The sequence below is a fragment of the Halomonas sp. KM072 genome, from assembly GCF_050710315.1.
In the GTDB taxonomy this organism is placed as follows: Bacteria; Pseudomonadota; Gammaproteobacteria; order Pseudomonadales; family Halomonadaceae; genus Vreelandella; species Vreelandella hamiltonii.
The window spans coordinates 2,490,295-2,511,456 of the sequence record NZ_CP136132.1 but is presented as its reverse complement, the minus strand read 5'-3'; the positions used below and the strand labels follow the sequence as shown (position 1 = coordinate 2,511,456).

Sequence of the window (21,162 nt, the reverse complement as noted above, 5' to 3'; positions counted from 1 at the left end):
AAAGCTTTACGTCGTCGTTAGTCGAGCGAGGCGTGACGTGTCTGGGCCAGGTTGTGGTGTTTGTTGGCGGCCCTTTTTGACCATAGCATCGGCTGGTAAAACTGTCGACAGTCGTCAATCGTCCGTCGACAAGTGTGGTTTTTTTGTCATACTCAAGCCATGTCATGGCGACCAAGAGTAGACTTTATGGCCCCTTTGCCAACGGCGCCGCAGGCGGTTATCCAGCAGCACAATCTGGTCGAGCAGGTGGCGGACTACCTGACCCGAGCAATTATTCAGCAACACTTTTTACCCGGCGAACGGCTTTCTGAAGTGCAGCTTTCCCGTGCGCTGGGGGTGAGCCGTGCGCCAGTCCGTGAAGCAGCGCGCTTGCTGGAGAGCCGCGGTTTGCTGATTTCGAAGCCGCGCAAGGGCTTCTTCGTACGTGCGTTGAATACCGTTGAACTGGAGGATGTCTTCGACCTGCGGCTGTGCATGGAGCGGCACGCCATTCAGCGCCTGTGCGAGCGTTACACGCCCGAGGCCGAACAGGCCTTGAAGCAGCAGGTAGCCGTGCTGTGCGAGGCTGCCGCCGGCAACGACGGCACGCGCCGCATCGAAGAAGACCTGACGTTCCACCGCCTGATGCTGCACTACGCAGGCAACGAGCGTCTGCTGCGGGCCTTCGATGACCTGGCCCATGAATTACGCCTCTGCATCGCGCTGATCACCAAAACCCATGAAGCCCCCGAAACCATCGCCACCAGCCATTTCAAGTTGCTCGACGCCCTGGCCACGGGCCGCCCGGAAGCCTGCCGCGAGGCCATCGATTTTCATATCGGGGTGGCCAGAGACTTCGTGGTGAAGGGGGTGGGCGAGAGCGAAAGCGAAAGCGAGAATGGAGACCCGGCCAATGAAGACCTTCTTTCACGCTGAACAGCGCCTGCACCATCCGCGCACCTACTTCTCGCGGGGCAAGATGCGCGCCCCGCAGGAAGTACCCGAACGCGCCACGGCGCTGCTGTCGGCCGTGCACCGGCTAGGGTTTGATGTGCAGGCTCCCATCGACCACGGCGTCGCGCCGTTGCGGGCCGTGCACTCGCTGGCCTATCTGCGTTTTCTGGAAAGTGCTTATCGGCGCTGGCATGCGCTGGACGAAGACTGGGGGGACGAAGTGATCTCCAACATCTTCGTGCGCTCGCCCAACGCCCTGCGCGGTATCCTGGCCGAAGCGGCACGTTACCTGGCCGATGGCAGCGCGCCCGTGGGCCAGCACACCTGGCACTCGGCGTACTGGTCGGCGCAAAGTGCCGTGTCCGGGGCGGAGGCGTTATTGGCTGGGGAGCGCTTCGCGTATGCGCTGTCACGCCCGCCGGGCCACCATGCGGGCATCGACTCCGCCGGTGGTTTCTGCTTTCTCAACAATGCCGCCATTGCTGCCCAGCACCTCACCGCGCGGTTTCCGCGCATCGTCGTGCTCGACCCGGATATGCACCACGGTCAGGGCATACAGGAGATCTTCTACCAGCGCGACGATGTGCTCTATATCTCCATCCATGGCGATACCACCAACTTCTATCCGGCGGTCTCCGGCTTCGAAGAGGAGCGCGGGGAAGGGGCCGGGCTGGGCTACAACCTCAACCTGCCCATGCCCCACGGCTCGGCAGAAGCGGTGTTCTTCGACCGCCTGGCCCAAGCCTGCCAGGCCATTCGCCTGTTCGAGCCCGATGCGCTGGTGCTGGCGCTGGGGTTCGATATTCATGAGCGCGACCCTCAGGCCAAAGTAGCGGTATCGACACCAGGCTTTGGCGAGTTGGGACGCACCATCGCAAACCTCGATGTGCCCACCCTGGTGGTACAGGAAGGCGGCTACTATCTGGAAGGGCTGGAAGCCAACGCGGTGAGCTTTTTTGAAGGATTGCTGGGAGCGAAAGAAGGAAGGGAGAACGATTAAGCCAGTATTTCCAACCCCTTTTCGGCCACCAGGTTTAGCAGCTTGAGCGAAGGACCATTGGGTTTTTTCTGGCCTTGTTCCCACTTCTGGATGGTAGACACGCTAGTGTTCAGGTAGGCGGCGAACACGCCTTGGCTGGCGTGATTCCTGGTGCGGATCTGCTTGATCTGTATGGCTGTGTACTCTTTGACAGGCGGCAGACAGAGCGCATCGAACTCACGTAGCGTGGTGTCTTTCATCACACCCGCCGTGTGCAGGTCTTGAGCCGTTTCATGCACCATATCCAGAATTGATTTATCCATCGTTTTTAACCTCGATCAATGCGCCATACCTGATGGCTTCGGTCAATGCTGTGTCACTGTAGCCCAGCAATTCTTTGGCTAAATGTTTTAATGCTTTAAGCTCTTCGGCACTGATGTTAGCGCGAGCATTTTTGGCAAAACCGTAAACGAAAAATGCTTTATTGCCGATCTTGTAAGCCAGTAGGGTTCTGACACCACTGCTCTTGCCTCGGCTACCGATTGCCACGCGCTTTTTCACCACATGGCCACCCAAGTCGGCATCAATCAGGCCGCGCTCCATTTCCTCAACGGCGGCGAGCAAAGCAGTATCATCCAGCCCTTCCTTGGCTGCCCACTTACTGAACGCCTTGTTTTTAAATACTCGCATCGGATCCCTTTTTTATCACTTTAATATGTATAGCACTAAGTGACACACCATGCCAGTGTTGTGCAGCCGCGTAGCTGCTTTGGTCTGTGTCTGGCAAGATAGCGTTTTCGGACGTTAAACGATCAAGGACACGGCATGGCGCATCTGCTACGCATCGTGATGATTCACGGCCACCTGAACGGCGTGGTCGAACTCAGTGTGGACGGCCACACTAATATTTGCGGCACCAACGCGTCGGGTAAAACCACGCTCCAGCGACTGGTGCCGGTGTTTTACGGCGAGCTGCCCAACAAGGTGGTGCCGAAAACCCGCATGAAATTCGATGCGTTCTATCTGCCCCATCGCAACAGCTACCTGGTATACGAATACCGCCGCGAAGCGGGTAACGTGTGCCAGGCGGTGCTGACCCGCAAGCAGGAAGGCGGCGTGGAGTATCGCTTCGTCGGTGCGCCTTACCGCCCGGAAGACTACCTGGTCGAGACCGAGCAGGGCCCGCTGGCGCTGGACTACACCCAGTGGGCCAGCGGGCTGCGCCGCAGCGGTACGCCGGTGTCGCCCAAGCTGGGCGCCACTTCCGAGTTCCGCTCGGTGATCCAGAACGACTTTACCCAGCTCCACGGCAACAGCCGCGATGGCCTGAAGCTGCGCCAGATCGCCGCCCAGTTCAGCCTAGTCAACCCCGAGCGGCGCATTCGCCATATCGAAAAGCTGGTCTCGGCGGTGCACGCCAAAGAGGGCAAGATGGACACCCTCAAGACCATGCTGGCGGCGATTTTCGAAGAGGACGGCGTCGAGCTGCCGGTTACTCGCATTCGCAGTGCCAAGGCCCGCGAGTGGATTCACCAGATGCGCCAATCCATGCGCCTGGAGCCGCTGCAGGCCGCGTTGGCCAAACTCTCCGGTATCGACCGTGAACTGGCCGAGCTCGACACTACCCTGTGGCAACTCAAACCCCAGCTGGCCGCCGACCGCGAACAGGCCCAGCGGCAGGTCGCCGACCTGGAAGGTGAACTCAACCGCCACCAGCGGGAGTTTCAGGCCGAAGAGCAAGCCTACGGCGAACGGCGGGATGCGCTCAACGACCAGCACAGCGAAGTGGCAAGCCAGCTGCAGCACACCCAGCATCGCCTCAACGACCTGCAAGCCCGCTTCGAGCAGTACGCCGAGGCCGACATGCCCGGCCTGGAGCGGGACATCAACGCGCTGCCCCAGTGGCGCGAACAGCGCGACCAGCTGCAGCAACACCTGCAAGTGATGCAGGACGCAGTCAAGGAAAGCCAGGCGCGCCTGGATGGCCGACTGCGCGAACTCTCGGAAAACCTCGCCCGCCAGACTCAAGAGAACCAGGAACTGATCGACGCGCTGGTGGAGGAGAAAGCCGAGCGCCGCGAGCAGCAGTGGCAAACCGAACAGCAGCATAACGAGCGCTACCAGCAGGCCCGCCAGCGGCTGGAGAGCGAGTATCAGGCCCAGCTAGAGCTAGGCGTCGAGCAGTTGGCCGAGCTGAAGGCCCAGCTGGCCATGCCCAGCCAAACCCGCGAAGAAGCCCAAGAAGCCGAGCTGGCTCAGGCGCGGCTGGACGACGCCCAGCAGTCCCGCAGCGCGGCCGGGGCCACCCTGGAAGCGCTGCGCCGCGAGCTGGACGCCCACAAGCGCGAGCGCGACATCGCTGAGCAGCATCTCGTGCAGTGCCGCCAGCAGCGGGAGCGCGCCGAGCAGCACTGCTACACCCTTTACCAGCAGCAAACCCCCGAACAGGGCAGCCTGCGCCACTTCCTGCGCTACCACCGCCCCGGCTGGGAACAGCAGCTTGGCAAGGTGATCGCACCGGAACTGCTGGAGCGCCGCGACCTCGCCCCCCAACTGGCCGACAACGCCAGCGACGACCTGTTCGGCCTGACGCTGGACCTTTCCGCCATTGCGCTGCCCGATTACGCCCAGGACGAAGCCAGCCTGCTGGCCGCCATCGAGGAAGCCGAGAGCGCCAAGGCCCGTGCCCACACCGCCTGCACCGCCGCTGAAAAGGCTCTCAAGCAGCACAACGAGAGGGTACAGCAGGCCGATGACGCCCAGGACACCGCCCGCCTGGCTCACCAGCGCGCCGAGCAGGAGGTGGAGTACGCCCTGGAAGCGCGCCGCCAGCAGCAGGCCCGCCACGCGGAAAGCCAGAAAGCCCGCCGTGCCCACATCGAAGCCGCCCTGGCCCGCCAGGAGCAGGCCCAAACCGAGCTGCGCGACGAGAAGCGCGACTCCCTGGCCGAGCTGGCCGAAACCCACCAAAGCCATCTGCTGGAACTCAAGGCCGACGCCCAGAGCCAGCTCGATAGCCTCGATGCCCAGCTACGCACCTACAAACAGCAGCTCAGCGATGCCAACGCCGAACACCAGCGCCAGCGCGCCGAGCTGGAAGCCGCTTTCAGCCAGGAGCTGGCCGACCAAGGCGTCGACCCCGCCCAGCTCAAGGCCACCAAAACCCGCCTGGAAGCCCAGAACGAGCGCATTCGCAAAACCGCCGCCCGTCAGGAAGAGCTGGCCGAGTACCAGCGCTTCATGCGCATCGAGTGGGGCCAGCACAAACCCCAGCTGGTGGCGGAAGAGGCCGAGCTGGCCCAGCGCGACCAACAGCTCAAGCGCGACAAAGCGCATCTGAAAAACGCCTTCCACGCCGCCAGAGAGGCCCACCAGCAGGCAGTGAGCGGCCTGAAGGCCCAGCGCGACAGCGCCCGAGGCACCCTGGACACCCTCACGCCGCTGCTCAACCAGCTGGAAAGCCTGGAGCTGGTGGCCGAAGGTGCGCCGCTGGAAGCTAGCGTGGGTGACGTGGACGAGCGCATCGAGCGCACCCACCAGGCCCTGGCCAGCCGCCACCAGCAGCTAGAGCAACTGCGCCGAGGCTGCCTGGACGTCGAAAGCCAACTGATCAAGGATGCCAGCAGCGGCTTTGCCGATGCCCTGCAAAGCGAGCGCGACAAGCTGCCCAGCGACAGCCCACGGCTACTGCTGCCGCTTTTACGCGGTATGCTCAAACTGCTGGAAGACCAACAGCAGCAGCTGATTCAGGAAGGCCGCAACCTCAGCGACGACCTGGACAAGTTCTTCATCGTCTTCCGCGACCTGAACCGGCGCATCAGCGCCCAGAGCCGTCGCCTATCGGAAGAGGTGGCCGACGACCTGCGCCTGGAAGGCATCACCAAGGCGGAAGTACGCATTCAATCCACCATCGACGAGCTGGGCTTCTGGGAGCCGCTCAAGCTGTTCGCCCAGCGCTACAAGGCGTGGCGGGAGTCCGGCCAGACGCTGCCCAGCGACGACTACCTCAACGCCCTGGCCGACGTGGTCGACCTGTTGCGCAGCGACCAGCAGTACAGCTTCGAAAGCCTGCTGCGCCTGGAGCTGCACCTCAACGAAGGCGGCACCGATCTGGTGATCAAGAACGACCGCCAGCTGCTGGAGTCCTCCAGCCACGGCATGGCGTATCTGATTCTGTGCAAGTTCCTGCTGGCGTTTACCCGCCTGCTGCGGGGCGATGCGCAAATCGCCATCCACTGGCCCATCGATGAGATCGGCACCCTGGCCTACCACAACGTCGAAAAACTGTTCGATGCCTGCGACAGCAACCGCATCCATATCGTCGGGGCCTTCCCCAACCCGGAATCCGACGTGCTGCTGCTGTTCGCCAACCGCTACCTCATCGAACGGGACGCCCAGCAACAGCGCCAGCTCAAGCGTATCGAGCCGCGTCTCAGCGCGCTGGCGCAGAAAATCAAGCAGCGCCAACAGGAGGTTAGCGCATGATCGAACACGGCCCCCTGCTCGAACGCCTGCTGGCAGGTGACTTCGTCTGCGCCGTCAGCGACGACAACGCCTACCGGCACCTGGCCAGCGAAGAGACCCGCGAGGCCATCGACGCCTACCTGCGCCCGCTCAACCGGCGGCTGGCCAGCAACGAGGATGCCAGCGTCTACTATCTCGCCTGGCGGCAGCTCAACGACACGGCGCGGGAGCAGCTCTCCCGCCAGCTCGCCGACACCGTCAACAGCCTGCTGCCCATGCTGGAGTGGCTGCAACTGGTGCAGGAAGCGCTGGGCCGCGACGCCCTGGCCGCCCCTGGTGATGTGCTCAAGCCCGCCGAGTTCAGCGCCAAGTGCGAAGACAACCAGAGCCTGCGCGAGCGTTTGGAACGGCTAGCCACGGACAACTTCTTTGGCTCCCAGAGCGACCAGCTGGATGCCCAGGTGAAGCAGATCTTCAAACGGCTGAAAGAGCACGGCTATCTGATGCAGCCCCACAGCGAACGCCAGGTGTTCGTGGTGACAGGCAAGATGGACTACCTGGTGGACGTGGTGCGCTTCATCCGCGACGAAGAGAACCTGCCCATCGATGCCGACGAGGACACGGGCACGCAGGAGGCCCTGCTGTGAGTCGGCGTGAGAACAGTGCTTTAGGCAATGGGGCGGGCAGTGGCGTGAGCGAGCTGGAGAGCCGCCTGCTGAAGACCGGCGCGGAACGCCTGGCGCTGCTGGGCAAGCACGCCGAACGGCTGATGCAGGCCTACACCCGCGACGACGTACCGCTGGAAGGCCTGAGCGACGGCGCGTTGCGCAAGCTGCTGGCCGCCCGGGTGCTATGGCAGCCCGACGAGCAGAGCGGCGTCAAACTCTCGCCCAAGGTGCGCGACCTGATCGCCGAAATGCTCGCCGACGAAACCCGCCGCCACGTTAATGCTGACGTAGCGGAAACCCTGGAGCTGATTCGCACTCAGGTAGATAGCTACCGGGAAGCCCGCAGCAAGGGCGAACACTGGCGCCAGGAGCAGCAGCTACTGCGCCTGCGCCAGGAGGTGGATGGCCTCAACGGCCGTTTCGCCGATGCCATCGATAGCCTGTGGCAGCGGCTCAACAGCGATTTCGGTTTCGTCAGCCAGCTCAACGACAAGATCCGCGAGAACGACCGCGCCCAGAAGCAGATCGTGCGCTTGCTCGACGGCCTCGCGCTGATCGACTTCGACGAGCTGATCGAACTGGTGGGCAGCGACGGCAGCCTGCGCAAGCTGCTCATCAGCCAGCTTCAGAACCGCCTGAGCCACCACTACACCAGCCTGCGGGAAGTGCAGCGGCGGCTGATCGAACTCATGGCCCGCTTCCGCAAGCAGCAGGCCCGCAGCCGTCTGATGACCGGCATGGCCGCCTTCCTGCGCGAACACCCGGGCTTTGTGCCCGGCAACTACGCCCAGCGCAGCGAGGTGCCCGCGCTGTTCAATCGCGCCGCACCGCTCAACCCCGCCGCCGCCCCGGCGCTTGACCGTCCCCTGGACACCCGGGTACTGGCTGAGCTGCTGCATGACCTGCCCGCCCCACGCCACGCCGCACAAAACGTCGCCGTCGCCAACCCCGTTCAACCCGCCGAGGAGAGCCTTGCCGCCGCCCGCCAGCAGGCGCTCAAGCAGGACGTGGAACGCTTCTATCTCGCAGTGCTCGACCAGCCGCCCGCCGAGCCCGTCAGCGCCCTGGCCTACCTGCAAGAGAGCGGCCTAGAGTGGGCAGGTGAAATCTGGCTGTTTCAGGTGATCGCCGAGTACCAAGGGCTGCCGCGCAGCGAACAGCAGGCCTTCCGCCTTCACCAGGAAGAGAGCAAGGCCAGCGCCTATAACGACCTGCGCCTGATTCACGATGTGGCCCTGGCGGTGGCGGTATGAACCTGCCCAGCCGCGCACGGGCAGGGCTCAACGGTGTGGCCCGGGAACTCAACCGCCAGCCCACGGTGGAGAAGCCCCGCCGCCAGTGGGTAGACGACGTAGTGGCCTGGTGCCGCCAGCACGATATTGACCTGGCCACACGAATCAACAGTAAAGCGCTGCGCTTTGACACCGCCTTGCTGGCGCAGATCAACGACGTGTTAGATAGCGCCCGCCTAGCACCGTTAGGTTGCTCGCTCAGCGGCCTAACCAGCAGCGCCCAAGCGAAGGAGGGCATGGAGGAAGACAAAGCTACCCGCGAAAGCCCCCGCGCCTGGCGCATACTGCTCAGCCTGCCGCCCCAGCCCACTCCGGGACTTGCAAGCGAGCCGCGCTGCAGTCGCGACGTGGACGTTCGCCACCTCACGCTAGGAGCCTTCGGCGCGCTGGTGCAGGTGGAAAACCTCGACAGCTTCTACGCTTTCAACCCGAACATCAGCGCCCTCAGCGGCTACGCCCAGCCGCTCATCGCCTACCGAGGCGACAGCCACTACGGCGGCGGCTTCGCCCACCTGGCCGAGGTATGGCGCAAAACCCGCCGGCCGCACCTCTACGCAGGCGACTTCGACGCCAAGGGCGTTGCCCTCGCGCTGGACAGCGGCGCCACGCACCTGCTGCTCCCCGACATGGCATGGCTCACCCAACACGCCACCCCCCTGCACCAGCCCGCCGGGCAGCTCCCCTACCAACGGCGGCTGCGCCAACTCCACGTCAGCCTACCGCCCCAACACCCGCTAAGGCCCTACCTCACACTGCTGGAAAAACAGCGCGGCCTCAAACAGCAGTGGTTTGAGGGGGATTTGGTGGCGGTGGGGGTTGGTTAGTGGATTGCCTCTTGCCTGGGCTTGGCTGGGAGAATCAGCCGTGCAGTGCTTTTCTTGCGGTACGCAGGGGGAAAGCAAAACGCGCCAGCATGCAACTTTGGACTTGGACTGTGCTGCCTATTTTTCCTTTGCTTTCAGGCGAATCACTGGGATAGAGTCAATGGAGCAGGCTACATAACCTCAATGAATGAGCGCGCGCGTTTATTGGGGTTATACAGCGTTCCGTATAATCACTGTTGAACTAAACCGCTTCGCGGTAGCTGTTGACGAATCACGTTTTTCGCCTCATCGGGCCACACTATTGATTGACCCACGTGGGTCAATCAACAGGAGTGACGACGATGACTGCCCTGCGACAGAAGATGATCGCGGCCATGCGTCAGCGTGGCTTTGCGCAACGTACCCACAATACCTACCTGATGGTGGTCACTGATCTGGCACGTTATTTCCACCGTTCGCCAGACACGTTGAGTACCGACGACCTGCAACACTTCTTCAATCACCTGGTTCAGGAGCGCGGTTTGTCTGCCGCCAGTTGCCGTGTCTATCTGCACGGCGTGCGGTTCCTGTATTTGCACGTATTGCAGTGGCCGTCGTTTGATGTGCCGCTCACCGTCCCCAAAAAACCGCAGCGGATTCCAGAACTGCTGACCCGCGACGAGGTTCGGCGGATCCTGGCCGCCTGCCAAAACGCCAAGCATCGCATGATGCTCGAACTGTGCTATGGCTGCGGATTGCGTGTGACCGAGGTCTGCCACCTGCGAGTTAGTGACATCGACAGCCAGCGTTACCAACTCCGTGTGACGCAGGGCAAGGGCGGCAAGGATCGTATGGTGTTACTACCCGTGACCCTGCTTGATCGCTTGCGCGATTACTGGCGCGCCTATCGGCCAGTCACATGGCTGTTCCCGAGCGCTCTGTTTCCCGATCAAGCCCTGCACGCCAGTGCGCCACAGAAGGCCTTTACCCAGGCCAAGCGTCTGGCCGGGGTCGAGCGGGTGGGTGGCATCCATAGTCTGCGCCATGCCTATGCCACCCATGTTCTGGAGCAAGGCCTGCCCGTCCATCAGCTCCAGCGACTACTGGGCCACCGTAACCTCCAGTCGACGATGCGCTACCTGCACTGGCTACCGAACCAGCAAGGGGGAGATCAGTGTCATATTGACCTGGTGGCCGCCCTGGAGGTGAGCCATGACTAAGGCCGCTACCTTGCAACAGGCATTGACCCGCTTTCTCGACCCAAGCGGTCTTGATCGCCAGCGCCAACGGGTGTGTACCCATCTGCTGGCCTGCCGAACGAAGGCGATGGGTGGGATGGTCTTACAGTGCTCTGACTGCGCTCATGTACAGCCACGCTACTTTGGCTGTCGTGATCGTCACTGTCCACAGTGTCAGGGCCGCGCCATGGCGCAATGGGCTGAGCGTCAGCAGGCCAATATGCTGCCGGTGCGCTATTACCACGTCGTATTCACGCTACCGCACAGTCTTAATGGCTGGGTTCAGCTTCATCCCGAGGTGATTCACCGATTGCTGTTCCAGAGTGCCTGGCAAACGCTGTGCACGTTTGCACGAGACCCAAAACGCCTCAACGGCGAAATGGGCATGATCGCGGTGCTTCACACCTGGGGCCAGAACCTGAGCCAGCATGTGCATCTGCATTGTCTGGTTCCAGGCGGTGCCTTGAGTGACGATGGCAAGTGGCATGAAGCGCGAAGCAACTACTTGTTCCCCGTGCGGGCCCTGTCACGCCACTTCCGTGGGCACATGGTGAGCGCTCTGCGCAAGGCCGCCCATGCTGGCGATCTCCACCGGGTTACCCGGCCCGGCGATGTCGATGCTCAATTGAACACACTGATGGCCACTGACTGGGTGGTTGACAGCAAGGACTGCCTTGAACACACCCAGGCGGTAGTACGCTACCTGGCGCGCTACACGCGCCAGATCGCCATCAGCAACGCACGTATCCTCGCCGTAGACGACCAGCAAGTGACCCTACGTTACAAGGATTACCGCGACCACGACCGACACAAGCAACTCATTCTGGATGGCGAGGAGTTCGTGCGTCGCTTCCTGCTCCACGTCCTGCCTAGGGGACTGATGCGAGTGCGGCATTACGGCTTTCTGGCCAATCGCTGCCGACGGCAACGTCTGGTACAGATCCGTCGAGCGCTAGCGATGGTTGACCAGGCCCCCCATGTCGATACAGCCGCCAGCGATGCGGAGCCGACCTACACCTGTCCACACTGCAAGCAGCCCACCTTACGGATGATCGGGACGCTCACACCCCAGCGCCCCCTCCATGATCAGCCGCCTAACGACAAGGAGCAACACTATCGAGCATGATGTAACGCCCTACGACAACAACAGACCTGGCTAACCGGCTCGCTAGCGAGTCATGGATAAGCTCGTCCCGATGATGGATTTTAGCCATCAGACGCGCTACATTGGGTTAAATTGGATTTGGAAGTGTCGACATAATGACGAAACGGACGATCAGAGCGCGTGCCCCCCGACCTGCCAATGCGCCGTTTGGCACCTCAGGCCACCTGTCAGTCAATACAATTCCCTATTAAATAGCCGCCTGATGGACGCGCCTTAGTCCAACAGGCATTTATTCGCCATGCTCCGCACGGCGAATAAATGCTTCACTGTTATTAACCCGGCATCCAAATAGATATGCTATAATGCCGGCATGAACAGAGAAGATGCTCGCACACTCCATCCCGCCGCTCAGGAAGAAAAGCGAAAACTTGCGGTTCGCCTTTCCAAGCGTGGGATGAAGAACAAAGAGATCGCCAAGGAGGTTGGCGTTCACCCTCTCACCGTCGGCCGGTGGCTTACGAAATACCGTGAAGGCGGTCTAAAGGCCTTGCTCGCCCAGGTTCGTGGGCGAAGAGAGGGCTCTGGCCGCCAGCTCACCCCTGATGAAGAAAGTCGACTCCAGGCCATGTTGGTCGACAAGACACCTGACCAGTTGAAGCTTCAGTATGCCCTGTGGACACGCAAGGCCGTACAGGAGTTGATCAAGCTGGAAACCGGGAAGTGGGTGCCAATTCGCACCATTGGCGAATATCTGAAACGCTGGGGGTTCACTGTTCAGAAGCCCAAGAAGCAGGCCTATGAGCAGCGTCCAGCCGAAGTAAAGCGCTGGCTGGAGGAGGACTACCCAACCATTCATGCCCGAGCCAAGGCCGAAGATGCCGAGATTTACTGGGGCGATGAGACCGGGTTGCGTAGCGATAGCCAGCATGTGCGTGGCTACTCACCTCAAGGCGTCACCCCCGTCCTCCGGCTCAATGCGAGAAGAGCGACGATCAATCTCATTTCCGCCGTCACTAACCAGGGCAAGGTACGGTTCCGGTTTTTCGACGGCACCATGAATGCGCAAATTCTGATCGACTTCATGAAGCGCTTGATTCGTGAAGCCAAGCGGAAGGTCTTCCTGATCCTGGACAACCTCAAGGTCCATCACGCCAAGATCGTCAAGGCCTGGCTGGCGGAGCATCGGGATGAGATTGAAGTGTTCTACCTTCCACCCTACTCGCCGGAATTGAACCCCGATGAGTATCTGAACTGCGACCTCAAAGCCGGCGTGCATAGCGGTACTCCGGCGCGCAGCAGAGACCAGCTGAAGAGGAAGGCGATGTCTCACCTTCGGAAGCTTCAGAAGCTCCCGAGGCGAGTCGCGAAATACTTCAAAGCCCCGTCAATTCGATACGCCGCATCATAGCTATTTTATTGCCGGGTTAATAGCTGTGATTGTCCCACCCGAAAAGTGATACTATAGTGCCACTAACAGTCTGATTCAGGGTGAGCCCATGAAAGTCGAGCTTGTTACGAACCTCAAGCGCCAAGCCACAAAAATTCTGGCCGATCTGCACCTGTCTAAAGAACCGGTACTGATCACGGAGCATGGCCAGCCATCCGCATACCTTGTCGATGTGCAGGATTACGAGTTTATGCAGCGCCGGCTTGAGCTGCTTGAGGGGCTCTCACGGGGAGAGCGTGCTGTACTTGAGGGAAGAACGTACAGCCAAAGTGAGGCTAGGGAGAAAATGAGTAAATGGCTGAAGTAATCTGGACGGAGCCTGCCCTTCAAGAACTGGATGCCATCGCTGAGTACATCGCTCTGGATAATCCTGCTGCCGCAAGTCATCTGGTTAAAGAAGTTTTCGATAAGACCGAGCGCTTGGAAGATTTTCCCCAATCCGGACGGATTCCTCCAGAGCTCCCTAATTCGGTATACAGGGAGGTAGTGGTTCCACCATGTCGCATTTTTTATCGTGAGGATGGGCAGCGGGTTCTCGTTCTCTATGTCATGCGAGAGGAGCGGCAGCTTCGGGCGTACATGCTTGGGAACAGCTAATCAGGCGCGTCACTCGGATGCCTTTGTCTCCGCTTCGCTACGTCAAAGTCACCGGTGCGCTTCGGCGTTATGCCGCCGAATCATGGGGTCTATAGCGCGAAAAGTCTTACCGTCGCGCAGGATTGATGTGCAAGTAGCATGCGCATATTGTAGGTGCATCATTCCCCGCGAGGACTGAGCCATGCCTGCTCCTGAAGTGACGAAACCTCTCCGAAAGCCAACGAACCTATCGCTAGATAGTGCGCTTCTGAAAGAGGCAAAAGCTCTGGGTATCAATGTCTCGCGGTCCGCAGAGGCGGGGATCGCGGAGGCTGTGAAACGGCATAAACAGGAGAAGTGGCTAAAAGAGAATGCCAAAGCTCTGGCAAGCTCGAACGCATACGTTGAAGCTAACGGTTTGCCTCTCGCGCGGCACCGTCAATTCTGATGGCCCGCTTCGATATCTTCGACAATGAGGGTGGGGGCGGCTATCTACTGGACGTTCAATCAGACCTTCTCGGCGGCTTGAACACCCGGGTTGTCGTGCCTCTGTTGCCCCAATCTTCTGCGCCGCCCCCAGCCCAGCGGCTGAATCCTGTCTTTAGTATTGAAGGTCAGGGTTTCGTCATAGCCACTCAATACATGGCGGCTGTACCCAAGGGCGAATTGCGTTCTTGTGTTGGTAACCTTGCTGAGCAGCAGGACGAAATCTCTGCAGCGTTGGACATGCTGTTTTTGGGCTTTTGATGCAAGAAATTCTTAATTTTCAGCGGCATGCCGAAGTGTCCTAACAAAGCCAGTTATGTGACGCCTTTTTCATTGCGGTTGCGGTTGCGCCTCCATTCCAAAGCCGAGCATTCTGACCAGTGCGCTCAGCCGTGGATTGCGCTCATCCCCTTTCTACGGTTCTGTGGTGCGTCATGGGCTGTGATGACGCTGTGACGCGTCTGGGATTTCAAAGCGGCAGCGCAGAGCGGGTGCAGGGTAGGGCGTCGCTTTTTTTATGCGGGGCCAGGTGTATAATCTGAATCAATTGCTCGGAGGTGCTCATGAACACAAAGATTGAAGTGTATGGCGTTAAGGCTGTTAAACGTCCCAGAATTGTTGCTAGCAAGCAGCTTGACCTCTCTGGTGAGTCTGGGCAGCAGATCGTCAAGTCTGAAACGAAATTGGTCCTCAGAACGCATAAGCAGACTTTCAAAAAGCTAGCTGATATGTGATGAACCTTATTTACTAAGCAGCGCGTAAAGCATCGCCCAGTCGGGCGGTGATACAAGCGCGCACCGCGTAGCGGTGCCAGATTGACTTCGCCTCATTACCCTGATATTTATACAGCATGACAAAGCGTGCCTACAAAGAACGGTTCTACCCCACCTCCGAACAGGCTGAGCTGCTGGCGCAGTCGTTCGGGTGTGCCCGTTTTGTCTGGAATAATACCCTGGCCTATCGCACCGAGGCGTATCAGCAGCGCGGTGAATCGGTCTCGCACTCATCGGCGGAAAAGCGACTGGTGGGCTTAAAGGCGGCGTTTCCGTGGTTGCGGGATGTTTCCAGCGTGATCCTGCAGCAAACGCTCCGCGACCAGAAAGCCGCCTTCGACAACTTCTTCAACCCAAAGCTCAAGGCGCGCTACCCACGTTTCAAGCGCAAGGATTGCCGGCAGTCAATCCGGCTGACCAAGGCCGCGTTCCGCTATCGGGATGGTGAGATCACTATCGCAAAAGCGAAGACGCCGTTACCCATCCGATGGAGTCGGTCACTACCCTCTGCACCCTCTACCATCACGATTTCACGCGATCGTGCTGGACGCTACTTCATCAGTTGCCTGTGTGATTTCGTGCCAAAAGCGCTTCCGGTCACGCGCAAAACGGTCGGCATTGACCTTGGCTTGAGCGATTTGTTCATTACCAGTGACGGCGCAAAATCGGGCAATCCGCGTCATCTGAAACGCTACGAGGCGAAGCTGGCCTGCTTGCAGCGCCGGTTGGCGAAAAAACAGACAGGTTCAAACAACCGCAACAAACACCGCCGGAAAGTGGCACGGCTACATGCCAAGATCGCCGACTGTCGCCGTGACGCCACCCACAAAGCGACCCGCGCACTCATTAACGAAAACCAAGTCCTGTGCGTCGAGTCACTTAATATCATTGGTATGATCAAGAATAGACGGCTTTCTAAATCCATTAGCGATGCCGGGTGGGGTGAGTTCGTCCGGCAACTGGAATACAAGGCCGCCTGGGCGGGGCGCCAACTGGTGAAAGTAAGCCAGTGGTTCCCCAGCAGCAAGCGGTGTCATGGCTGTGGCTACAAGGTTGAGAAACTGCCGCTGTCGCAACGTCACTGGCACTGCGAAAGCTGCGGCTATCCCATTGACCGCGACATCAACGCGGCCAGGAATATACAAACCGCCGGGCTGGCGGGGTTAGCCTGTGGAGCGATCGGAGCGGGGGCAGCGGCCTAGCTGCTGTCTAGTGAAGGCGTGTGGAAGCAGGAAGGTTCTGGGGGTGATCTCAGAACCCTCGCCCAAAGCGCGAAGCGCGGCGGGCGGGGAGTGTCAGCCATGTGCACGGCGACCACTGCTACGGGCTGCCGGGCATTCTGGCCAGTGCGGCCATGGGTGGGCGCACGGCGCCGCTGACCCTTGTGGCACCCAAGGGTATCCAAACCTGGCTGGAAGCCACCTGTGCGGTCACCCAGCTCTGCCTGCCCTTCGCGCTGGAGTTCATCTGCGCCGATGACCTGCCCAGCATCGAGTTCGAGAACATGGCGGTGGAAACGTGCGCGCTTTCCCATCGCGTGCCGTGCTACGCCTATACGTTCACCGAGCGCAACGTGGAGGCCGCCCTGAATGTGGATAAACTGGATCGGCACGGCATTCCCAGAGGGCCGTTGTGGGGGCAGCTGAAGCAGGGGAGGGAAATAGCATTTGAGGGCAAGCCGCTGCGCAGCCAGGATTACCTGCTGTTCAAACACGCCCCCAGAAAAGTGGTGATTGCCGGAGACAACGACCAGCCCGAGCTGTTGGCGCAAGCCTGCGCCGGGGCGCAGGTGTTGGTGCATGAAGCCACTTACACCGAAGCGATGGCCGAGAAAGCCGGTGAGGTAGGGCATAGCTACGGCAGGCAGGTGGCGGCGTTTGCCGAGCAGGTCGGCTTGCCCCACCTGGTGCTGACCCACTTCAGCCCCCGCTACCCGCTCATTTCCCATTCCGTGCCTTCCATCGAGGACATCCAACGCGAGGCGCAAAGCGTTTACTCAGGCGCGCTCTTCCTCGCGCAGGACTTTAGCGAGTACCACCTGGATAAAGCGGGCCGCGTCACCGAGCAAACCCAGGAGCCGCCTAGTTAATCGTTGCTTGCAAGTGAGTTTGGCGTTGGACTTGGCGGTGCGGTCTCGGCATAGTGCCCCTCGAAGAGTACGACTTAAGTCGCTGGGTAAAGGGCTGACGTACCGCTGCATTCCAACATGAAGGGCCATGACCAGCATGTCTGAGCAAGACAGTATCTATGAAAGCATTGCGTCGCGCATGAACGGGTTTCTGTACCGCTGCCGCAACGATGAGCACTACACCATGCTGAACCTGAGCGGCAGGGTTCAGGAACTGACCGGCTATGCCATCGACGATTTGATCGACAACCGCCTGCAATCCTACGTGGCGTTGATCTACGCTGAGGATGCGCCAGGGCTGGATCAGGCCATCGACGCTGACAAGAACTGGCAAGCCGATTATCGGGTGCGCTGTAAAGATGGCCGCCTGCGCTGGGTGAGCGAGTACGGCGGTGCCGTGAAAGATGACGAGGGCAACGTCATCTACCTGGAAGGGGTGGTCACCGACATCCAGCAGCGGCGGCAAAGCGAGGAGCAGCTGAGTGCCATCAGCCGAGACATTGCCACCGAAACCGAGAAAATTGCCCATTCACTGAAGATGCTGCAACTGCTCAGCATCAACGCGGGGATCGAGGCGGGACGGGCAGGCGAGGCCGGCAAAGGCTTCGCGGTGGTTGCCGAACACGTGCGCCGCCTGGCGGATGACACCAGCAGCTCGGCAAAAGTGATTACGGGATTGATGAAGCAATTGAGAGAGCTGCAGGATTGAAAGAGCTGCAGGGTTGAGAGAACGGAAGGATGAGCGGATTTTCGCACTGAAAGGGATAACGTCATGCGTAGTTTCGACCTGAACGACGAGAGCGGCGTACTGAGAACGTCCATCGCCGTCACGCTGGTGATTGCGGGGCTGGGCATCGGCTTTGGTCTGATGTCGGGGTCGTTTTCGATCATGTTCGACGGCATCTATGCCCTGGTGGATGCCAGCATGAGCCTGCTCTCGTTGCTGGTGGTGAACCTGATTACCTCGTTCGTGTCGTCGAAAGGGCTGTCGCGCAAGCTGAGAGAGCGCTTTTCCGTGGGCTTCTGGCACCTGGAACCCATGGTGCTGGGGGTCAACGGCACGCTGCTGATTGGCGTGGCGGTGTATGCCCTGATCAACGCCATCAGCAGCCTGCTGGAAGGCGGGCGCGAGCTGGAGTTTGGCTGGGCAATCGTTTATGCGGTGATCACCCTGGTGGCGTGTGTTGCCACCGCTATCGTGGAGGCCCGTGCCAATCGCCGTATCGGCTCTGACTTCGTGCGCCTGGACGTGCGTGGCTGGATCATGTCGGCAGGCATCACGGCGGCGCTGCTGGTGGCGTTCTCGCTGGGCTATCTGGTGCAGGGCACGTCGTGGGAGTGGATCTCGCCCTACATCGACCCGGCGGTGCTGGCGGTGGTGTGCGTCATCATCATTCCGCTGCCGATTTCCACCGTGCGCCGCGCGTTGGCGGATATCTTCCTGGTCACCCCGAGCGCCTTGAAGCAGCATGTGGATCAGGTGGCACAGGCTTTCGTGCAACAGCACGGGTTTACCACCTACCGCGCCTACATTGCGCGGGTGGGTCGCTCCAGGGAAATCGAGCTCTATTTTATCGTCCCCGCCGATGCGCCCCCGCGCACCATTGGCGAATGGGATGCCCTGCGTAACGAAGTCAGTGACTTGCTGGGCGACGAAGGGCCGCACCGCTGGCTGACGGTCGTGTTTACCGGAGACCTGGAGTGGGCGGATTGAGGCAGTGGCATGGCCCCATCTGCCGGATGTTACCCATGATGAATGAACCCAAAGGAGACACCCCATGCAAAAGGTAAGAATCGATCTGGTATCCGATGTGGCCTGCCCGTGGTGTGCGATTGGTTATCGGCGCTTGGAACAGGCGTTGGAGGTGCTCGCTGGCGAAATAGAGGTCGAGCTGGTCTGGCAGCCTTTCGAACTGAATCGGGACATGCCGCCCGAGGGCGAGCCGATTCTGGAGCATCTATGCCGCAAGTACGGCAAGGACGCGGCCACCATGGAACAGTCCCAGCGCGAGATCATGGCTGCCGCCGAAGCGCTGGGCCTGAATTTCCGTGGCGCGCTGGAGCGCCGAGCGAACAACACCTTCGCCGCGCACCGTGTGCTGGCCTGGGCAGGCACGCAGCATCAGGAAACGGCGCTTCAACTGGCGCTGTTCGAGGCCTACTTCGGCGAGGCGAAAAACCCCGCCGACCCCTTGGTGCTTCGCGAAAAAGCTATCGAGGTGGGGCTAGACGGTGACACCGCCGAAGACATTGCCCGCTCTGACCAGTATACGGATGAAGTACGTGAGGCAGAACAGCGCTTTATGGACATGGGCGTCAGTGCCGTGCCGGGCTTCATTCTCGATGGCCGCTACCTGATTTCCGGCGCCCAGCCCGCCGATGTGCTGGTCGATGCGCTGCGTCAGGTGGCCGAGGAAAACGCCAGCGGCTAATGTGTGGGAAGCACTGCCTGAAGTATGTGGCATCGGGATCTGGTGGACGACGAAGGTCTGCGCCGCAGGCTGACCGTCGTGCTTACCGGAGATCTGGAGTAGCCAGATGGAGCTTTCACAACCAACAATGCAACGAGTAAGGAAGTCATGATGCAAAGGATGCAAATGCGCCCGCTGATGGCCAGTTTGTTGGCGCTATTGGGGTTATGGATGGCGCTACGTCCACTACCGGATGCCGCCGCTTCTCTGTCGATTGCTCTGGCTGGTCAAGAGGACATTTCTTCAAGCGTATTGATGGCTCAGTTTGTGCATTTTTTTAGCAATACTCTGATCGGACTGAGCCTTATCCTGTGGCGTGAGGCATTGAGCCGATGGCTGGTGCCGCAAGGGTCAGGTGTATTGGTAAGCCCCCGAGCCTGCATGGCGGTGGGGACAGCGCTCATGGGTATTTATTTTATCGCTGCTGGCACGGTGCTGTTGGGGGAGTTTCTCGCGCAACAGCGGCCAAACGCTAGCGCTTACTTGTTAGGGCGTGGGGGGACTTCTGTGGTCGTGGGAGCCGTTTTGCTTTTAAGCTCAGCGGGGGGCAGCCGGTTATGGGCGCTACTGTTAAAACTGCGAAGTGCCGGATGGCGGTAAGCATGTGAGCCTCTGATAGAGTCCGGAGCCTTGTCTGCTGATGGCAGCCACTCCCTCAGCATAGATAGCGTTAGGGAAACGCTGCACAAATCCCGCCAGAGCTGTCTCGTGGCCACCGGCGGGGTAGAATCTGACCCGTTCAACACCCACTGACAGAGCTATCCGATGAAGCAGATCTCGTTCGCCCAGGCTGAGCACCAGAACAAGAAGAAGGTTACCCGCCGAGAGCGGTTCCTGACCCAGATGGATGCCCTGGTGCCATGGCAACGCCTGATCGACGCACTGTCGCCATCCTACTTCCCCAACGCGGCAGGCAAACGGGGCCGGTCGCCGATTGGTCTGGAGCGCATGCTGCGGATCTACTTCCTTCAACAGTGGTATGCACTTGCCGATGAGGCGCTCGAAGATGCCATCTATGACAGCCAGGCCATGCGTGACTTCATCGGTATCGACCTGGCCATCGAAAGCGTGCCCGATGCCACCACGCTGCTGCGTTTCCGCCATCTGCTGGAGAAGCATGCGCTGACCCAGCGGATCTTCGAGGAGATCAACGCCAGCCTGACCGAACAGGGCCTGTTCATGCGCGAGGGCACCATCGTCGATGCCACCATCGTGGCCGCTGCGCCCTCCACCAAGAACAAGGCCAAGCAACGCGATCCGGCGATGAAGCAGACCAAGAAGGGCAACCAGTGGTTTTTCGGTATGAAGGCACATATCGGCGTTGATGCGGTCACCGGGCTGACCCACAGTGTTGCCGCGACCTCGGCCAACGTCGCCGATGTTACTATGACCGGCGCCCTGGTCCGCGATGATGACAAGCGGGTATACGGCGATGCGGGGTACACCGGCATGGGGAAATACCTGAACGAGGAAAAGGACGCCCCGAACTCCCGATGCTGTGTCGCCGCCAAGCGCGGCACCATCAAGAAGATGGAAGGCAGCCCCAGGAAAACGCTGCTGCTGGCATTCGAGAAGGCCAAGGCCAGCATCCGCGCCAAGGTGGAGCACCCGTTTCATGTCATCAAGAACCTCTTCGGCTATCGGAAGGTTCGCTACAAGGGGCTGGCCAAGAACCAGGCGCAGCTGTTCACCCTGTTCGCCCTCGGCAACCTGGTGCTGGCGAGAAGGTGCGAGGGGGATGCTGACGGGGTCAGTGTGTCCTGAATCCGGCTTGGCAGCCGGATAACACGGCTGCCAGG

23 protein-coding genes are annotated in these 21,162 nt (G+C 60.4%); 21 read left to right on the top strand and 2 right to left on the bottom strand.

What is annotated here, in order from left to right; genetic code table 11:
• Positions 1 to 186 precede the first annotated feature (186 nt).
• Together RVM26_RS11855 and RVM26_RS11850 are read left to right on the top strand one after the other, a co-directional pair.
• Entirely contained in the window at positions 187 to 915 is a 729-nt protein-coding gene (locus RVM26_RS11855) for a GntR family transcriptional regulator (RefSeq protein WP_498938798.1), read from the top strand.
• Positions 893 to 1,933, top strand: coding sequence for a histone deacetylase family protein (locus RVM26_RS11850; protein ID WP_498938796.1), 1,041 nt, complete (start codon positions 893 to 895; stop codon positions 1,931 to 1,933). Before RVM26_RS11855 ends, RVM26_RS11850 begins: the two co-directional genes overlap by 23 nt.
• On the opposite strand, the gene RVM26_RS11845 is transcribed toward RVM26_RS11850, so the two are convergent.
• Both RVM26_RS11845 and RVM26_RS11840 read right to left on the bottom strand, forming a co-directional pair.
• Positions 1,930 to 2,235 (bottom strand): helix-turn-helix domain-containing protein, encoded by a 306-nt coding sequence (locus tag RVM26_RS11845; protein WP_039180230.1) that lies wholly within the window; start codon positions 2,233 to 2,235, stop codon positions 1,930 to 1,932. The two genes, RVM26_RS11850 and RVM26_RS11845, sit on opposite strands and share 4 nt — an antisense overlap.
• Positions 2,228 to 2,602 carry a type II toxin-antitoxin system RelE/ParE family toxin gene (locus RVM26_RS11840; protein ID WP_498938794.1) on the bottom strand — a complete coding sequence of 125 codons (375 nt, stop codon included), beginning with the start codon at positions 2,600 to 2,602 and terminating at the stop codon, positions 2,228 to 2,230. Before RVM26_RS11840 ends, RVM26_RS11845 begins: the two co-directional genes overlap by 8 nt.
• Positions 2,603 to 2,737: 135 nt before the next feature.
• On the opposite strand from RVM26_RS11840, the gene RVM26_RS11835 reads away from it, so the two are divergent.
• The 19 genes from RVM26_RS11835 to RVM26_RS11745 all read left to right on the top strand — a co-directional run bounded on the left by RVM26_RS11835 (position 2,738) and on the right by RVM26_RS11745 (position 21,127).
• Complete coding sequence (locus RVM26_RS11835; protein ID WP_498938792.1) at positions 2,738 to 6,397, top strand: ATP-binding protein; 3,660 nt, start codon at positions 2,738 to 2,740, stop codon at positions 6,395 to 6,397.
• Entirely contained in the window at positions 6,394 to 7,023 is a 630-nt protein-coding gene (locus RVM26_RS11830) for a condensin complex protein MksE (RefSeq protein ID WP_498938790.1), read from the top strand. The genes RVM26_RS11835 and RVM26_RS11830 overlap by 4 nt, the downstream gene beginning before the upstream one ends.
• A complete protein-coding gene (locus RVM26_RS11825) occupies positions 7,020 to 8,297 on the top strand; it encodes a hypothetical protein (protein WP_498938789.1) in 1,278 nt (425 codons plus the stop codon). The genes RVM26_RS11830 and RVM26_RS11825 overlap by 4 nt, the downstream gene beginning before the upstream one ends.
• A complete protein-coding gene (locus RVM26_RS11820; RefSeq protein WP_498938787.1) occupies positions 8,294 to 9,160 on the top strand; it encodes a DUF7281 domain-containing protein in 867 nt (288 codons plus the stop codon). The genes RVM26_RS11825 and RVM26_RS11820 overlap by 4 nt, the downstream gene beginning before the upstream one ends.
• Before the next feature lie 341 nt (positions 9,161 to 9,501).
• On the top strand, positions 9,502 to 10,359 hold the full coding sequence (locus RVM26_RS11815) for a tyrosine-type recombinase/integrase (protein WP_213262753.1): 858 nt from the start codon (positions 9,502 to 9,504) through the stop codon (positions 10,357 to 10,359).
• Positions 10,352 to 11,503: an IS91 family transposase gene (locus tag RVM26_RS11810; protein WP_498938785.1), complete on the top strand. Its 1,152-nt coding sequence runs from the start codon at positions 10,352 to 10,354 to the stop codon at positions 11,501 to 11,503. The genes RVM26_RS11815 and RVM26_RS11810 overlap by 8 nt, the downstream gene beginning before the upstream one ends.
• A gap of 349 nt (positions 11,504 to 11,852) precedes the next feature.
• Positions 11,853 to 12,890 carry an IS630 family transposase gene (locus RVM26_RS11805; RefSeq protein WP_498938783.1) on the top strand — a complete coding sequence of 346 codons (1,038 nt, stop codon included), beginning with the start codon at positions 11,853 to 11,855 and terminating at the stop codon, positions 12,888 to 12,890.
• 88 nt (positions 12,891 to 12,978) lie between these two features.
• Positions 12,979 to 13,236 carry a type II toxin-antitoxin system Phd/YefM family antitoxin gene (locus RVM26_RS11800; protein ID WP_022990189.1) on the top strand — a complete coding sequence of 86 codons (258 nt, stop codon included), beginning with the start codon at positions 12,979 to 12,981 and terminating at the stop codon, positions 13,234 to 13,236.
• Positions 13,224 to 13,526: a type II toxin-antitoxin system RelE/ParE family toxin gene (locus RVM26_RS11795; protein ID WP_230715935.1), complete on the top strand. Its 303-nt coding sequence runs from the start codon at positions 13,224 to 13,226 to the stop codon at positions 13,524 to 13,526. The genes RVM26_RS11800 and RVM26_RS11795 overlap by 13 nt, the downstream gene beginning before the upstream one ends.
• Before the next feature lie 181 nt (positions 13,527 to 13,707).
• Positions 13,708 to 13,953 carry a type II toxin-antitoxin system CcdA family antitoxin gene (locus RVM26_RS11790; protein WP_287807102.1) on the top strand — a complete coding sequence of 82 codons (246 nt, stop codon included), beginning with the start codon at positions 13,708 to 13,710 and terminating at the stop codon, positions 13,951 to 13,953.
• Positions 13,953 to 14,252: a CcdB family protein gene (locus RVM26_RS11785; RefSeq protein WP_287807104.1), complete on the top strand. Its 300-nt coding sequence runs from the start codon at positions 13,953 to 13,955 to the stop codon at positions 14,250 to 14,252. Before RVM26_RS11790 ends, RVM26_RS11785 begins: the two co-directional genes overlap by 1 nt.
• Before the next feature lie 302 nt (positions 14,253 to 14,554).
• On the top strand, positions 14,555 to 14,725 hold the full coding sequence (locus RVM26_RS11780) for a hypothetical protein (RefSeq protein ID WP_044628905.1): 171 nt from the start codon (positions 14,555 to 14,557) through the stop codon (positions 14,723 to 14,725).
• 116 nt (positions 14,726 to 14,841) lie between these two features.
• The gene (locus RVM26_RS11775) at positions 14,842 to 15,966 is read left to right on the top strand and encodes an RNA-guided endonuclease InsQ/TnpB family protein (RefSeq protein WP_498938779.1); all 1,125 of its coding nucleotides are present in this window, start codon (positions 14,842 to 14,844) and stop codon (positions 15,964 to 15,966) included.
• Positions 15,967 to 16,067: 101 nt separating this feature from the next.
• Complete coding sequence (locus RVM26_RS11770; RefSeq protein ID WP_498938777.1) at positions 16,068 to 16,853, top strand: MBL fold metallo-hydrolase; 786 nt, start codon at positions 16,068 to 16,070, stop codon at positions 16,851 to 16,853.
• 127 nt (positions 16,854 to 16,980) lie between these two features.
• On the top strand, positions 16,981 to 17,601 hold the full coding sequence (locus RVM26_RS11765) for a PAS domain-containing protein (protein WP_287807109.1): 621 nt from the start codon (positions 16,981 to 16,983) through the stop codon (positions 17,599 to 17,601).
• 63 nt (positions 17,602 to 17,664) lie between these two features.
• On the top strand, positions 17,665 to 18,606 hold the full coding sequence (locus tag RVM26_RS11760) for a cation diffusion facilitator family transporter (RefSeq protein WP_287807111.1): 942 nt from the start codon (positions 17,665 to 17,667) through the stop codon (positions 18,604 to 18,606).
• A 64-nt stretch (positions 18,607 to 18,670) separates the two neighbouring features.
• Positions 18,671 to 19,324: a DsbA family oxidoreductase gene (locus RVM26_RS11755; RefSeq protein WP_287807113.1), complete on the top strand. Its 654-nt coding sequence runs from the start codon at positions 18,671 to 18,673 to the stop codon at positions 19,322 to 19,324.
• A 165-nt stretch (positions 19,325 to 19,489) separates the two neighbouring features.
• The gene (locus RVM26_RS11750) at positions 19,490 to 19,963 is read left to right on the top strand and encodes a hypothetical protein (protein WP_498938774.1); all 474 of its coding nucleotides are present in this window, start codon (positions 19,490 to 19,492) and stop codon (positions 19,961 to 19,963) included.
• Positions 19,964 to 20,128: 165 nt separating this feature from the next.
• Positions 20,129 to 21,127, top strand: a complete 999-nt coding sequence (locus tag RVM26_RS11745; RefSeq protein WP_498938772.1) for an IS5 family transposase — start codon at positions 20,129 to 20,131, stop codon at positions 21,125 to 21,127.
• Positions 21,128 to 21,162: the final 35 nt, after the last annotated feature.

What these genes read in the sequence shown, in the direction of transcription:
- RVM26_RS11855 (WP_498938798.1), top strand. Translation starts at nt 187, where the DNA reads ATGGCCCCTTTGCCAACGGCGCCGCAGGCGGTTATCCAGCAGCACAAT.
- RVM26_RS11850 (WP_498938796.1), top strand. Translation starts at nt 893, where the DNA reads ATGAAGACCTTCTTTCACGCTGAACAGCGCCTGCACCATCCGCGCACC.
- RVM26_RS11845 (WP_039180230.1), bottom strand. Translation starts at nt 2,235, where the DNA reads ATGGATAAATCAATTCTGGATATGGTGCATGAAACGGCTCAAGACCTG.
- RVM26_RS11840 (WP_498938794.1), bottom strand. Translation starts at nt 2,602, where the DNA reads ATGCGAGTATTTAAAAACAAGGCGTTCAGTAAGTGGGCAGCCAAGGAA.
- RVM26_RS11835 (WP_498938792.1), top strand. Translation starts at nt 2,738, where the DNA reads ATGGCGCATCTGCTACGCATCGTGATGATTCACGGCCACCTGAACGGC.
- RVM26_RS11830 (WP_498938790.1), top strand. Translation starts at nt 6,394, where the DNA reads ATGATCGAACACGGCCCCCTGCTCGAACGCCTGCTGGCAGGTGACTTC.
- RVM26_RS11820 (WP_498938787.1), top strand. Translation starts at nt 8,294, where the DNA reads ATGAACCTGCCCAGCCGCGCACGGGCAGGGCTCAACGGTGTGGCCCGG.
- RVM26_RS11815 (WP_213262753.1), top strand. Translation starts at nt 9,502, where the DNA reads ATGACTGCCCTGCGACAGAAGATGATCGCGGCCATGCGTCAGCGTGGC.
- RVM26_RS11810 (WP_498938785.1), top strand. Translation starts at nt 10,352, where the DNA reads ATGACTAAGGCCGCTACCTTGCAACAGGCATTGACCCGCTTTCTCGAC.
- RVM26_RS11805 (WP_498938783.1), top strand. Translation starts at nt 11,853, where the DNA reads ATGAACAGAGAAGATGCTCGCACACTCCATCCCGCCGCTCAGGAAGAA.
- RVM26_RS11800 (WP_022990189.1), top strand. Translation starts at nt 12,979, where the DNA reads ATGAAAGTCGAGCTTGTTACGAACCTCAAGCGCCAAGCCACAAAAATT.
- RVM26_RS11795 (WP_230715935.1), top strand. Translation starts at nt 13,224, where the DNA reads ATGGCTGAAGTAATCTGGACGGAGCCTGCCCTTCAAGAACTGGATGCC.
- RVM26_RS11790 (WP_287807102.1), top strand. Translation starts at nt 13,708, where the DNA reads ATGCCTGCTCCTGAAGTGACGAAACCTCTCCGAAAGCCAACGAACCTA.
- RVM26_RS11785 (WP_287807104.1), top strand. Translation starts at nt 13,953, where the DNA reads ATGGCCCGCTTCGATATCTTCGACAATGAGGGTGGGGGCGGCTATCTA.
- RVM26_RS11780 (WP_044628905.1), top strand. Translation starts at nt 14,555, where the DNA reads ATGAACACAAAGATTGAAGTGTATGGCGTTAAGGCTGTTAAACGTCCC.
- RVM26_RS11775 (WP_498938779.1), top strand. Translation starts at nt 14,842, where the DNA reads ATGACAAAGCGTGCCTACAAAGAACGGTTCTACCCCACCTCCGAACAG.
- RVM26_RS11765 (WP_287807109.1), top strand. Translation starts at nt 16,981, where the DNA reads ATGACCAGCATGTCTGAGCAAGACAGTATCTATGAAAGCATTGCGTCG.
- RVM26_RS11760 (WP_287807111.1), top strand. Translation starts at nt 17,665, where the DNA reads ATGCGTAGTTTCGACCTGAACGACGAGAGCGGCGTACTGAGAACGTCC.
- RVM26_RS11755 (WP_287807113.1), top strand. Translation starts at nt 18,671, where the DNA reads ATGCAAAAGGTAAGAATCGATCTGGTATCCGATGTGGCCTGCCCGTGG.
- RVM26_RS11750 (WP_498938774.1), top strand. Translation starts at nt 19,490, where the DNA reads ATGCGCCCGCTGATGGCCAGTTTGTTGGCGCTATTGGGGTTATGGATG.
- RVM26_RS11745 (WP_498938772.1), top strand. Translation starts at nt 20,129, where the DNA reads ATGAAGCAGATCTCGTTCGCCCAGGCTGAGCACCAGAACAAGAAGAAG.